The sequence below is a fragment of the Tardiphaga sp. 172_B4_N1_3 genome (assembly GCF_052076035.1).
Classification (GTDB): domain Bacteria; phylum Pseudomonadota; class Alphaproteobacteria; order Rhizobiales; family Xanthobacteraceae; genus Tardiphaga; species Tardiphaga robiniae.
Genome location: NZ_CP197238.1, coordinates 3,741,804 through 3,754,941, shown reverse-complemented (window position 1 = coordinate 3,754,941; position 13,138 = coordinate 3,741,804). Strand labels below are relative to the sequence as shown.

Here is a 13,138-nt window from a genome sequence, read left to right as displayed (position 1 = left end):
GTCGATGACCATCAGGTCTTCGGCGGCACTTCCCAATAAAGCTCATCGAGCGGCGACATCATGCCCCAGATCGACGTCGGCAGACCGTCGAGGCCCTTGCTGAAGGCGTTGCGATAGGGCGCTCCGTTGATGAAATAGATCGGCACGTCGTTAACGACGATCTTCTGGAATTCCGAATACAATGCCTTACGCTTCTCGGGCGACGTCTCCTGCGCGCCCGCGGCGAGTAGTTCGTCGACCTTCGGGTTGCTGTATTGCTGAGTGTTCGACCAGATGATGCCCTTGCGGATGTTGCTCGAAAGGTACGTGCGGTTGACGCCGATCACCGGATCACCCCAGTTGAACACGTTGTCCATCGTCAGGTCGAAATCCCAATTCGAGACACGCTGCGCCCAGGTCGGGAAGTCCGGGGCGGCACGGACTTCCAGATTGATGCCGACGCGCTTGAGCTGCGAACGCAGATATTCGGCGATATTGCGCTGCTGTTCCTCGTCACCGGGGATGTAGTCGATGGTAAGGCTCATGCGCGTGCCGTCGGCAGCCTTCGGATAGCCGGCGTCGTCAAGCAGCTTCGCCGACTTGGCGAGATCGAGCTTGTACATCTCGACGCCAGGCTCCAGCAGCAGCGATCCCGGGGCGATCGGGCTGGTGGCGGTCTTCGCCTTGCCGCCCATCAGCTTGCCGGTAATGAATTCGCGGTTGGCGGCAAAGGCGATGGCTTGGCGCACGCGCACGTCATCGAGCGGCTTCTTCTTGGTGTTGAAGGCGAGCCAGTTGATCGGGCCGACGCCGGCAAAGCCCTTGTCGGTGATGGTGACGTTAGGCATCTTCTCGATGCGCTCGATGTCGCGGGTGTTTGAGACGAACGGCAGCACATTGACGTCGCCGCGCTCAAGCGAGACCACCGCGGCATTGGAATCCGAGACCAGCTTGACGACGATCTTGTCGAGCTTGGGCTTGCCGGTGATGAAGAACTTGTCGAACTTCTCCAGCGTGTAATATTCGCCCTGCTTGTATTCGGTGAGACGATAGGGGCCAGAGCCAACCGGTTTCAGATTAGCAGGATGCGCCTTGATGTCCTGGCCGTCGCCATAAACGTGCTTCGGCAGAATTGGCATCAGCGCTGGTGACATCGCCAGCAGCAACGCCGGGTGCGGATGCTTGAGGCGGATGATCGCGGTGATCGGATCGGGCGTATCCACCTTGTCGACAGCCGCCAGCATGCTCTGGAATGGATGGTTCGCCTTGATGGTCATGATTGAAAAGGCGACGTCTTCCGACGTGACCGGCTTGCCATCGTGGAAGAGGGCGTTGTCGACCAGCTTCAGCGTCACCGACAGGCCGTCCGGCGCGATCTCCCAGGATTTGGCGAGATAAGGCTGCGGATTCCAGTTGTCGTCATAGCGCAGCGGGCTGGCAAAAATCTGCGTTGAGGGCATCGCGGTGGCGAGGCCGGATTGCACGGCACCGTTGAAATGGCGCGGCACCTGGGTGGAGGCGATCACCAGCGTGCCGCCATCGGCGGCGTGTGCAGGCTTGATGCCTGGTGCGATGGCGGTGGCCACCAGCGCAAGGCCAAGTGCGGCGGATAGAAGAGAGGCTTTCAGCGAACGGGGTCGGTGCGACCGAATCGAAGACATGGAAGTTGTCCTTCTCTCAGAGGGTGGATCCGGGTGAAGTGCAGCGTCGAGGATGGCGTCGAGCGCGGAAGCATCGGGCAAGGCGTCAGTACCGACGCCGACCAGCAGGATGTCGTCGGATGCAGCTATGCCAGCGGGCAGGGAGGTCAGGGCAAAATCCTGTCCGACCATCTGCAACAGCGACGGTGCGGCATCACCGGCGATCCGACATGGCCCCTTGAGACGCAGCAACTGCGGCGGTAGCGCCTTCAGCGCATCTGCGAGCGCGTCGCGATCGAAGGCGCCGTTACGGCGATAGGACCAGCGGCGGAAGTTGTGCTCGTGATCGATGCGATCGGCATCGATAGCAGCAAAGCGCGAAGCCGGCTTGAAGGCGCCGTCCGGCAGGCCGGGCAGTGTGTGTTCGGTGGTTTCGACGATCGCTATGCCGGGGCGCAAGGCGGAGAGCGTGGCGCGCGCAGCATCGACGGCGGCGCGGTCAAGCAGATCGACTTTGGTGAGCAGCACCACATGGGCGCGATCGAACTGGCCGCGCACGGTGTCGCCGACGCGCGCGTCATCAAGCAGGTTTGCGATCCGCGCTGCATCGGCGAGCACGACCACCGCGTTCAGCCGCAGAATCGGCTCTACTAGCGCGATCTCGGCGATGCGCCAGGGATCGCCGACGCCGGAGGCTTCGATGATGATGTGATCGAACGGGGTCTTGTCGTCGAGGATGCGGCCGAGCGTGTCGATGAAGCCGGTGCTCATGCTGCAGCAGACGCAGCCATTGGCCAGCGTCATGGTCTCGCCGTCATGCCGCGCGATCAGCGACGCGTCGATGTTCACGGCGCCGAAATCGTTGACCAGCACGGCATAGCGGCCACTGGCGGCGCGCAGCAGATGGTTCAGATAGGTCGTCTTGCCGGAGCCGAGAAAGCCGCCGATCACCGTCACGGGTGTTTTGCCAGACAACGACGCCATCATGCGCGCGGCGCCTCGCGCACATGGCCGCCCACGACGGTGCCCCAGATCGTGATGTCCTTGATCGTCTCCGGCGCGACCTCGAGCGGATCAGCATCGAGCACGACGAAGTCGGCATATTTGCCGGTCTCGATGCTGCCGACGAGATGATCCAGCTTCAGCGTATAGGCAGCATCGATGGTGATCGCATTGAGTGCCTGCTGCACGGTCAACGCCTCGGTTTCCTTGCCGAGCACGCGGCCGGAGGACGTCACGCGGTTGACGGCGCACCACGCCGTGAAAAGCGGGCTCAGCGGCGTCACCGGCGCATCGGAATGGATCGCGAAGGGCACGCCGACACGCAGCGCTGTACCGGTGGCGTCGAGGCGTTTGGCGCGTTCCGGCCCCATGGTGAGGTCGTAATGCGAGTCGCCCCAGTAATAGACGTGGTTGGCGAACAGGTTGACGCACATGCCGAGCGTCTTCATGCGCTTGAATTGCGCGGCATCAGCCATCTGGCAATGCTGCAGCGTATGGCGATGATCGGGCATCGGCGTCGCGATCTGTGCCGCTTCCACCGCATCGAGCGCCACTTCGGTGGCCTCGTCGCCATTGGTGTGGATGTGCAACTGGATGCCGGCCCCATGATAGGCGGCGACGATGCCGGGCAATTCGTCCGGCGCGATGTACCACAGGCCGTTGGGCGCGCCGTTGTGATAGCCGGGCCAGCGCAGCCGCGCGGTAAAGCCCTGGATCGAGCCGTCGACGACGAGCTTGACGATGCCGTAGTGCAGCTTGTCGCTGTTCGTGGTCTGCAGCGCCTTGATCTTGGCGACTCCCGCTTCCGGGTTGTGCGAGATAGAGGCCATGGCAGGGACGAGACGTACCGAGAAATCATCGCGGCGGCTGGCGGCGCGATAGACCTCGATGGTCTGGTCCGCAAGATCGTTATGAAGGTCGGTGACAGTGGTCACGCCCTGCACGCAGCAGGACGAGGCGTAACGGTTGACGTCATCGGCGGTGAGGTTGCCCGACAGCGGATTGGTGCCGAGCACGCGGAACACACGGAAACGTGCAGCGATGCCCTGGACCTCGCCGGATGGCTCGCCGTCCTTGCCCAACACCACGCCGGAAATGTTGGTGGTGCGATCGAGCTCGGCGCGTTGCAGTACGATGGTGTTGACGTTGCTGATGTGGAACGATGCATGCACGACCATGATCGGTCGCGTGGTCGAGACGCGGTCGAGATCCTGCCGGGTCAGCGAGATGCTGCCGATATGCAGGGGATCAAAACCCCAGGCGAACACCGGCGCCTCGGGATCGGTCATCGCGCGCTCGGCCTCCTGCAGCCGTTCGACAATGGCGTCGATGGTTGGCACGCCGCCCACGACCTTGCCTTCCGGCGAGCGGCGATCGAACGCGCCGACATAGGGCAGCGACCACATCATGCCTTCCATGATGTGGCTGTGGCCCTCGACGAAGCCGGGCAGCAGCACCTTGTCCCTGAAACGGTCGTCGACGTTGCTGGCGCCGAGGGGGCCAATCTCGTCAAGACTGCCGACGGCGACGATCCGGCCCTCGCGCACCGCAACATGGGTGGCGACGGGGCGTGACGGATTCATGGTCACGATCTTGCGGGCGGAGAAAACAACCGTATCGTGGCTCACTTGACCATCCTCAATTTCCGTCACGAGAGCGTGAGGCCAGTTATGGCTCCGAGCCAGCGCCAGATCGGATGCACGAATGGGGCCAGCCATCTGCGCTGGCCGGATAGCTGGCTGGCGCGGCTCTTGCTTTGAGAAGGTTGGTTCTGGTTCAGATTGAGGTGGTGAATGGCAAATCCCGGCAGAACGACGAAAGCGGCGGCGGAAAGTCGCGCGGCATCGTCGGGGATCGGCGATGCGCTGTTCTGGGGCTCGCTGTTCCAGGGCCTGGACCGCCGAGGGCCGTTCCTGCAGCTGCAGATCCGCCAGTTGATCTGCACAGCGATCGAGGAAGGGCGTCTCGCGCTTGGTGTCCGCATGCCGTCGAGCCGCGAACTGGCGACGCTGCTCGAAGTGTCGCGCAATACCGTCGTGATTGCCTATGAGCAGCTCGTCGATCAGAACTTTCTGGTGTCGCGCGAACGCAGCGGCTTCTTTGTCGCAGGTTTGCCAAAGCATCTAGACAGCCAGCGCGATCTGCGCGCCGCGCCCGACGAGGCCGGCGCCGGGCGCTGGGCGGAGCGCTTCGCGGTGCGCCCTTCGGCCCACCGCAACATCGTCAAGCCACTCAACTGGCAGGACTATCCGTATCCATTCATCTTCGGGCAGTTCGATCCGAGCCTGTTTCCCACCAATGACTGGCGCGAAAGCGCGCGCGCCGCGCTCAGCGTCCCCGAGATCAACAACTGGGCGCGCGACCTGATTGATGCGGACGATCCGGCGCTGATCGAGCAGCTTCGTCTGCAAGTCTTGCCGCGTCGCGGCATTCGCGCGCGGCCGGACGAGATCATGATGACCATGGGCGCCCAGCATGCGCTCTATCTGATCGCCCGGCTTTTCACCAAGCCCGGCACGCGGGTCGGCATGGAAGATCCCGGCTATCCCGATGCCCGCAACATTTTTGGCATGCTGACCGAGAATATCGTGCCGCTGACGTTGGATGGCGACGGCATGGTGCCCGATGCCAGCTTCGAGAGCTGCGATCTGGCCTATGTCACCGCAGGGCATCAATGCCCGACCACCTCGGTGATGCCAGAGGCGCGGCGTCTCGAATTGCTGCGCAAGGCGCAGGAGCGCGACATCGTGCTGATCGAGGACGATTACGAGAGCGAGCTGATCCAGGAGGGCCCGGCGTTGCCGCCGCTGATGAGCCTCGATCGAAACGACCGCGTGCTTTATGTGGGCAGCCTGTCCAAGGCGCTCGCACCGGGTCTGCGGCTCGGTTATGTGGCCGCACCGGCGCCGGTGATCCGCGAACTCCGCGCACTCAGGCGGCTGATGCTTCGGCACCCGCCGCTGAACAACCAGCGCGTGGCCGCGCTGTTCATCGGCCTTGGTCATTATCGCTCGCATCTGCAGCGCGTCTCACGCGTGCTACTGGAGCGCGCACGCATTCTCGATCAGTTGCTGCCCAAGCATCTCGCCGGTTGCGATTTCGTGCGCGGCGTCGGCAGCACCAGCTATTGGGTGACATGTCCGGCCGGCTGCGATGCCACCGAACTTGCCACGGCGGCGTTGGCAGAAGGCGTGGTGATCGAGCCGGGCGACATATTCTCGATGACGAAAGGTACCCATGCCAATTGCTTCCGGCTTGGCTTCTCGTCGATTCGCAACGACCGGATCGAGCTGGGCATTGAACGTCTCGGTCGCATCATCGCGCGCATGAGCTGAAGCGGCTCAGGTCAGCTCGCTCACGCCCTTGATAGCGCTGACGAGGGCGATCACGCCGAGGCTGATGATCGAGACTTGGCGATGCATCGCGTCGTTGCCGCGCCGGAATGCGATTTCGCCGAGTCTGGTGCCGAGCCACATCACCGGCAGGCCGAGCAACGACAGGCCGATGGTGTGAGCGTTCAACAAGCCCACGCTGACGAAAGTGATCGTTGCCGTGATCGAGGTCATCAGGAAGAACACCATCAGCGACGCGCGCGTTGCCAGGCGTGGCAGCGGAACCGACATATAGTAAGCGATCACTGGCGGTCCGGGCATCGCGGCGAGCCCGTTGAACAGGCCGGAGAAGAAACCGGCGATCGACGTCACCGGGCGTGGCGGGATCACGGGCAACGCGAAGCCGCGGCCTAGCGCGAACACCGCCAGCAGCGTGATCGAACTGATAATCAGCCGCGAGATCGCCGCCGGAATTTCCGTCAGGATCAGGGTTCCCAGCGGCGATCCAATCAGTGCGCCGATCATCAGCCAGCGCAGCGACGGCCAGTCGCAGCTCCGCGATGCTGTGCGGAAATCGAGGAGGCTGCCGGCAAGCTGCAGTCCGATCGCCACCGGCACGGCCTCGGTCGGCGCCATGAACAGGCCGAGCAGTGGCACGGCCGCAAGGGCAAAACCAAAGCCGGTAAAGCCGCGCAGCACCGCGGCGACGAAGATCGAAGCAATCGACAGCAAAACCAGTTTTGGCGTTAGCGCGGCACCGAGATCGCCGATCGCGATCGTCAGGTCATGCATGTCGCGTCGGTCCGTCTCTCCGTCATGCCGCCACCATGGCGACATCCGTTAGCCCGGGGAGGGCCAGCCCGCGTCAATCGTTGGGCCAGATCGCCGGTGCGAACCGTTCCGCTCTGGACGGGTGCTTCGCCGCAACTGGCCCTAATCGCGCGGCACGGCCGCTGGCAATTTCGCGGCCATGGCTGGCCACCGTGCCGGCCGTTGTTGAAATGATCGAGAGAGTCTTGCAATGTCCGAGCAGCAGACCCAGCGCCACCAGCTTCTCGTTACGCTATTCGAGGCGTTCAACCGTCACGACGTTGACGGCGTCATGGCCTGCATGACCGCCGATATTGTGTTCGATACCGCCGTCGGGTGGGAGATGTATGGCAACCGCATCATCGGCACCGCCGACGTGAAGGCGGCGTTCGAGAAGGTCTGGGGCGGTATGCCGGACGTGAGCTGGACCTGTACGTCGCACAGCGTATTCGGCGATCGCGGCCTGTCAGAATGGATTTTCCGCGGCACAGCGGCGAATGGTGCCCGCATCGAAGCCGAAGGCTGCGACCTGTTCACCTTCAAGGGCGACAAGCTCTCGCGCAAGAGTGCGTTCCGCAAGGATCGCCCGCCGCTGCCGGCGAAGTCGTGATGGAGGCTGTGCCGATGTCGATTACTCCTTACGATCAGCATTACGATCCACTCGTATCTTCCGGGCCCGGCACCAATCGCGACTATGCACCGACCTACTGGGCCGCGACGGCAGGCACACCACCGGCGGATGATGGCTCGATCACGGGCGATGTCGATGCCGATGTCGCGATCGTCGGCTCGGGCTATACCGGGCTCGCTTGCGCGATCTTCCTGGCGCGCGAATTCGGCATCAAGGCCATGGTGCTGGAAGCCAATCGTGTCGCCTGGGGCTGCAGCACGCGCAATGGCGGGCAGGGCCAGAACGCCTCGGGCCGCCTGTCGCGCTCGCAATGGATCGCGCGCTGGGGCCGCGATGTGGCGCTCCGACTGCATGCCGAAATCCAGGATGGGTTCGAGACCTTCGAGGATCTGATCAAGACCGGCAATATCGATTGCGAGCCGCAGCGCGGCGGCCATCTCTATCTCGCGCATCGCCAGCGGATGTTCGAGAAGATCGCAGCCGAGTCGAAAGTCCAGAACGAGGTGTTCGGCTACAAGACGCGCGTGCTGTCCGCCGAGGACGTGCGACGCGACTATGTGAACGAGGCCGAATGTGTTGGCGCTGTGCATGAGCCGCTGGGCACTGGCGTCCATCCCGCCAAACTCGCTTTCGGCTATCTGCGCATGGCGCGCGAACTCGGCGCCAAGGTGCATCCCGGCAGTCCGGTGCAGGAGATCACAACGCGCAACGGCATTCACCATCTGCGCACACCCGGCGGCACCGTACGTGCACGCGCAGTCGGTATCGCGACCGGCGCTTACACGTCACTCGGTCTGACGCCCTTGCTGCGTGGCCGCTGCATGCCGATCATGTCGAATTCCATCGTGACGCGGCCGCTCACAGAGTCGGAACTCGATGCGACTGGTTTCAAGACCACGCAGGTCATCACCGACACCCGCACGCTGCGCTTTTATTATCGCCGGCTGCCGGACAATCGCGTGCAGATCGGCAGCCGCAGCGCCATCACCGGTGCGGATGCTGCGAATCCGCGGCATCTGCAGCTCCTGATCGACGGGCTGCATCGAAAATTCCCGGCACTGAAGGGGATTGAGATCGATTATTCCTGGTGGGGCTGGGTCGATGTCAGCCACGACATGATGCCGCGCATCTTCCGGCCCGATCCGTTGCAGACCTTGTTCTATGCGCTCGGTTATGGCGGCAACGGCGTGTCCTATTCGGCGCAGGCCGGTCGCCGCATGGCGGAGATGATCGCGGGCAAGAACTTCAAGGGGCAGGACCTACCGATCTTCACGTCGCCGCTGCCGACGCATCCGTTCTCGCCGTTCCGCCGTATCGGGCAGCGCATGCTGTACCGGCTTTATCAATCGCGCGACGAAGCAGCGTAGATATTTTTTGCGGCTGCCGGAGGTTGATCGTGGAGCCGAGAGATCATGGGCTACGCAGGAATAATCGATGTCCGCTTTTGGCGGCGAGTTCAATCGATCGCTGCAACACACTCGGCGAACTTCTCAGCTGGCGTCTGATAGAGCAAGGGTTTTCGCGGCCGCTCATTGAGCTGTCTTGCGATGGCGCTGAGCTTGGCTTGACTGTGTAAGGACAGATCGGTACCGCGCGGCAGATATTGGCGCAGCAATCTGTTGGTGTTCTCGTTTGATCCGCGCTGCCATGGGGAGCGAGGGTCACAAAAATAGATGTCGACGTCGGAGGCCAATGCCAGTCGCTGATGGTCGGCGAGCTCCTTGCCTCTATCCCAGGTCAGGGACCGGTAGAGTTCGCCAGGCAATCGCCTTGACTGCTTGATCAGCGCAGAGACGACGCTTTCGGTGTCCTTGTTCGCAACCTTGATCAGCATCACGTAGCGCGAATGGCGTTCGACAAGCGTTGCGATGTAGCTATTTCTCGATCCGCCGATCAGATCGCCTTCCCAATGGCCTGGGACCGCACGATCTTCAACAGACGGCGGTCGTTCACTGATGGATACGGCGTTCTTGATCTGGCCGAGTCCGTTCCGTTTCATGCTCGCATGCCTGGAGCGACGAACCGTACGCTTTGCTCTCAAGTGCTCAAGAAGCTCCTTTTTCAGGACGCCGCGCGCCTGGATGAACAGGCTGCGATAGATCGTCTCGTGTGACACCTGCTTTTCGGGCTCCGCCGGGTGCGTCCGCTTCAGCCAGCCGGCAATCTGTTCCGGTGACCATTGTCTCTGCAATAAGGTCGATACTGTCCGCCTTAAGAACGGACGACAAGCCAGCTTGCAGAGCTTGGGTCGTCGCGATCTATCCCAGGCGGCCTGATCGGACCGGGCTGCCCGATAGCGATCCGCCCCACCATTGCGTTGGACTTCACGGCTGATGGTTGAAGCAGATCGTCCCAAATGACGCGCGATCGACCGCAAGGAACGGCGCATGCTGAGCCAACGAGAAATCTCCTCACGTTCAGACAGACTAAGCGCTCGCTTGGCACGGCACCGATCAGGCGGTCGGATACCGCCAGTCGGCGATATGATCGAAATACCAATGAGGAATCGCGGTCAAACCGGCGTCCGATCGAACTCATTGGTTCGCCTGCTTGCCAACGATCCCAGATCTCGGATCGTTGCGCCGCCGAATAGTTAATGCGTTGTCGCCGTTTCATGTCCGCACTCCATCTTTGCTAAAAGATTAGAGTGTTGCACCGACCAATTGAGCCCACCGCGCAAAGCGGACAATCAGCTGCTCAGACGAAATACTCGGCAGAAAGCCGTCCGGCAATGTCCTACTTCTATCTCCCGCGAAGCCGCCTATCTCTTTGGCGTTCTGTTCCTTTTTTAAGCTGCGCAAATTTTCCAGATGAGTTTCCGGTCGTATTCATCTCCGGCGGATTGAAGCCTGAGCCAGTCGTAACTTCCTCCAAGAATTCAGCAACAGCCGGAGGTAGCATCCGCTCCTCCCTGACGCAGATATCTACAGAGGACGCTGAGAGCATTGCGTCCGCGATTGGAACGGCGACAACGCGCTTAGCGAGTATATCATTTTTGCACGCAAGCCAGGGCAACACGGTTAGACCGCATCCCGATCTTGCGAAAGCTCGAAGCGCTTCGACAGAATTACTTTCGAACGCCACGTCCGCTCGAATTTCGTGGACATGAAACGCGGCATCTAGAACGCCGCGAATTCCGAAACTCCGATCGGGAATGGCCATCGTAAATTTGGCTATATCATCTAACGTTAAGGACTTACGTTTTCCGAGCTCGTGTTTTTGAGTGCAGATCGCGTGCAATGGATTCGGAATGCGGGATGCAATTCTTACGCCGATGACCGGAGACGACTGAAATGCGATGCCAATATCAGCCTCGCTATCGCGTACAGCTTCCATAACGCTTCGCGTGTCTGCTGAGATGACATTGAAGGTCATCTTCGGAAATCGTTTTCGGAACGCAAATATCGAGTCGAACAGCGGGCCTGCGACCATGCCTTCGATTGACCATATGCGGACGTGGCCTCGTCTCATCCCCTTTAGGGCGTCGATCTCAAGTTGCGTGCTGTCCCCCTCTGAAAGAACGCCTTGTGCGTATCTCAAGTAAAGTTCTCCGGCCGCGGTAACGACCATCCCGCGAGAATGCCGCTCGAACAGTGGAGTGCCGACATCTTCTTCAAAAATCATGATGTGCCGACTGATCGCCGAGGAGGCGACATGCAGCCTCTCCGACGCTCCGCGAATCGAACCGCAGCGCGCCACTTCGACGAAATATCTAAGGGGGTTAAGCATCAGCATCTTGCGCGTTCCATTTTCGAGAACACTAAGTTCTATTTATTCTGATTGTAAGATCGCACGACAGAGGCATCATGCAAGTCAGAAATTCTCATTTGTGTCGCAAATCGGAGCACAGCAGCATGATGCAAGAAGGTGGGGACGCAACAAGGGAGTCGATCCGATCGCCGTATGACCGCAGGATCGTGGGGGAGATGCCCGTTGCGTCGGCCCGCGACGTTGAAGAGGCAATAGTCGCGGCACAACGCGGCTTTGACGTTATGCGCAAGCTTCCCCGTTTTGTTCGGGCCGACATCTTGCAGAGAGCATCGGATATTCTGCGGACTCGCAAAGAAGAGGCGGCGCGGCTCATATCGTCCGAAGCAGGTAAGCCGATGTTCGACTCGCGCGGTGAAGTCTCGCGCGCAATCTTCAATCTGTCGAATGCTGCGTCGGAGGCTCGGAGCTTTTCAGGCGAAGAGATACCTCTCGATATGGATGCTGGCATCTTCCAGTATCAGACCACCGGTGAGGGCGGTGCTCGCATAAATCTCGATGGAGCGGACGCGGACAAGTTGCGCGCTGGCGCGCGGCGGATCGGTATCGCGCGTCGTTTTCCGATCGGTCCGATTCTAGCGATAGCGCCGTTCAATTTTCCTCTGAATTTGGTGCTGCACAAGGTAGCGCCGGCGTTGGCAGCCGGAAACAGTGTGGTACTCAAGCCGGCACCTCAGACGCCTCTGACGTCCGTGCTCCTGGCCGACATTTTGCGAGAGGCTGGCCTTCCCGACGGCGCGCTCTCGGTCGTGCATTGCCCGGTGCCCTTGGCAGAGCAAATGGTCAGGGACGAACGCTTTGAAATGGTGACGTTTACCGGGTCCGCAAAAGTGGGTTGGCACATCAAGGCGATTGCCGGCCGCAAGCGTGTGGCACTGGAGCTTGGGGGCAATGCAGCTGTCATTGTTTGTGCGGATGCAGATCTTGAGCTTGCTGCCAGCAGGTGCGTCCGCGGCGGCGTCGTCTACGGAGGACAATACTGCATTGGGGTCCAGCGAATCCTTGCGGAACAAGCGATCCACGAGGAATTCATGTCCCTTCTCGTACGGAAGACAGCGGCGTGCAAGGTCGGCGATCCAAGTCAGGAAGATATCGATGTTGGTCCGGTCATCGATCAGGGGTCTGCAGACAGAATCCAGCAGTGGATTGATGCTGCGAAAGAGGATGGCGCGTCGGTTCTTCTCGGTGGTTCCAGCGCGAATACCGTCGTTCAACCAACCGTGCTTTCCAATACCCGAAGCGGCATGAAAATTGAAGATGAAGAGGTCTTCGGGCCGGTCCTTACGGTCAACCCCTTCGCAACTTTCGAGGAGGCTGTCCGGAGAGCGAATTCTACGAAATACGGTCTCCAGGGCGGAATGTTCACCAACGATCTACGAAGAGCCTTTCAGGCCCTCGAAAATTGGGACGTCGGCGGGTTGATGGTCAACGACGTGCCGATCTACCGGATCGACAATATGCCGTTCGGTGGATGGAAGGAGTCGGGAATCGGCCGCGAAGGGACGCGCTACGCGATGCAGGAGATGACAGAAATCAAGCACCTGATGATCAACTACAATTGAGGGTTGGTAATGAACAAGCGAAAGATTGACGTGCCCCAGGATGCACCCGTCCCGCGAGGGGCTTATTCGATGGCGCTCGCAGCAGGTGAATTTGTTTTCGTGGCCGGACAAAGCGCACGCGATAAAGACCTGAATATCGTGTCCTCCGATATCGGGGGCCAAACACGCCGGACCATCGAGAATATCGAGATGATGCTTACCGCCGCTCGCGTCAGCTGGTCCGACGTCGTAAAGGCAACCGTGCACCTATCCGATCTCAACTATTTCGGCGCTTACGACAAGATCTATGCAGAAATGGTCCCAGAGCCGCGGCCTGTTCGCACCACCGTTGGCAGCACGTTAGCACCTGGCATTTTGATCGAAATCGACGTGATCGCTTACGGCGGCGTCAACGAGCAATAGCAACCGCATGCG

At 60.9% G+C, this 13,138-nt stretch carries 9 protein-coding genes and 1 pseudogene; 5 read left to right on the top strand and 5 right to left on the bottom strand.

The genetic code is table 11. The features are described 5' to 3' along the window. Positions 1–11: 11 nt before the first annotated feature. The gene (locus tag AB7783_RS17825; RefSeq protein ID WP_441278356.1) at positions 12–2,594 is read right to left on the bottom strand and encodes an ABC transporter substrate-binding protein; all 2,583 of its coding nucleotides are present in this window, start codon (positions 2,592–2,594) and stop codon (positions 12–14) included. An 8-nt stretch (positions 2,595–2,602) separates the two neighbouring features. After that, positions 2,603–4,249: an amidohydrolase gene (locus tag AB7783_RS17820; RefSeq protein WP_441278355.1), complete on the bottom strand. Its 1,647-nt coding sequence runs from the start codon at positions 4,247–4,249 to the stop codon at positions 2,603–2,605. A gap of 165 nt (positions 4,250–4,414) precedes the next feature. On the opposite strand from AB7783_RS17820, the gene pdxR reads away from it, so the two are divergent. Beyond that, complete coding sequence (gene pdxR, locus AB7783_RS17815; RefSeq protein WP_441278354.1) at positions 4,415–5,956, top strand: MocR-like pyridoxine biosynthesis transcription factor PdxR; 1,542 nt, start codon at positions 4,415–4,417, stop codon at positions 5,954–5,956. A 6-nt stretch (positions 5,957–5,962) separates the two neighbouring features. Here the strand turns inward: pdxR and AB7783_RS17810 are convergent, their stop codons facing one another. Then, the gene (locus AB7783_RS17810; RefSeq protein ID WP_441278353.1) at positions 5,963–6,745 is read right to left on the bottom strand and encodes a sulfite exporter TauE/SafE family protein; all 783 of its coding nucleotides are present in this window, start codon (positions 6,743–6,745) and stop codon (positions 5,963–5,965) included. Positions 6,746–6,974: 229 nt separating this feature from the next. Here AB7783_RS17810 and AB7783_RS17805 point away from each other — a divergent pair, with 229 nt between their 5' ends. Further along, positions 6,975–7,373, top strand: coding sequence for a nuclear transport factor 2 family protein (locus tag AB7783_RS17805; protein WP_441278352.1), 399 nt, complete (start codon positions 6,975–6,977; stop codon positions 7,371–7,373). Between the two features lie 14 nt (positions 7,374–7,387). Then, on the top strand, positions 7,388–8,761 hold the full coding sequence (locus AB7783_RS17800; protein ID WP_441278351.1) for an NAD(P)/FAD-dependent oxidoreductase: 1,374 nt from the start codon (positions 7,388–7,390) through the stop codon (positions 8,759–8,761). An 89-nt stretch (positions 8,762–8,850) separates the two neighbouring features. Here the strand turns inward: AB7783_RS17800 and AB7783_RS17795 are convergent. Together AB7783_RS17795 and AB7783_RS17790 are read right to left on the bottom strand one after the other, a co-directional pair. Beyond that, positions 8,851–10,010: pseudogene (locus AB7783_RS17795) on the bottom strand (IS30 family transposase). A 126-nt stretch (positions 10,011–10,136) separates the two neighbouring features. Further along, positions 10,137–11,129: a LysR family transcriptional regulator gene (locus AB7783_RS17790; protein WP_441278350.1), complete on the bottom strand. Its 993-nt coding sequence runs from the start codon at positions 11,127–11,129 to the stop codon at positions 10,137–10,139. Positions 11,130–11,248: 119 nt separating this feature from the next. On the opposite strand from AB7783_RS17790, the gene AB7783_RS17785 reads away from it, so the two are divergent. Both AB7783_RS17785 and AB7783_RS17780 read left to right on the top strand, forming a co-directional pair. After that, positions 11,249–12,724 (top strand): aldehyde dehydrogenase family protein, encoded by a 1,476-nt coding sequence (locus AB7783_RS17785; RefSeq protein ID WP_441278349.1) that lies wholly within the window; start codon positions 11,249–11,251, stop codon positions 12,722–12,724. A 9-nt stretch (positions 12,725–12,733) separates the two neighbouring features. Beyond that, a complete protein-coding gene (locus tag AB7783_RS17780; RefSeq protein ID WP_441278348.1) occupies positions 12,734–13,126 on the top strand; it encodes a RidA family protein in 393 nt (130 codons plus the stop codon). Positions 13,127–13,138 lie beyond the last annotated feature (12 nt).

What these genes read in the sequence shown, in the direction of transcription:
- AB7783_RS17790 (WP_441278350.1), bottom strand. Translation starts at nt 11,129, where the DNA reads ATGCTGATGCTTAACCCCCTTAGATATTTCGTCGAAGTGGCGCGCTGC.
- AB7783_RS17810 (WP_441278353.1), bottom strand. Translation starts at nt 6,745, where the DNA reads ATGCATGACCTGACGATCGCGATCGGCGATCTCGGTGCCGCGCTAACG.
- pdxR (WP_441278354.1), top strand. Translation starts at nt 4,415, where the DNA reads ATGGCAAATCCCGGCAGAACGACGAAAGCGGCGGCGGAAAGTCGCGCG.
- AB7783_RS17800 (WP_441278351.1), top strand. Translation starts at nt 7,388, where the DNA reads ATGTCGATTACTCCTTACGATCAGCATTACGATCCACTCGTATCTTCC.
- AB7783_RS17785 (WP_441278349.1), top strand. Translation starts at nt 11,249, where the DNA reads ATGATGCAAGAAGGTGGGGACGCAACAAGGGAGTCGATCCGATCGCCG.
- AB7783_RS17805 (WP_441278352.1), top strand. Translation starts at nt 6,975, where the DNA reads ATGTCCGAGCAGCAGACCCAGCGCCACCAGCTTCTCGTTACGCTATTC.
- AB7783_RS17780 (WP_441278348.1), top strand. Translation starts at nt 12,734, where the DNA reads ATGAACAAGCGAAAGATTGACGTGCCCCAGGATGCACCCGTCCCGCGA.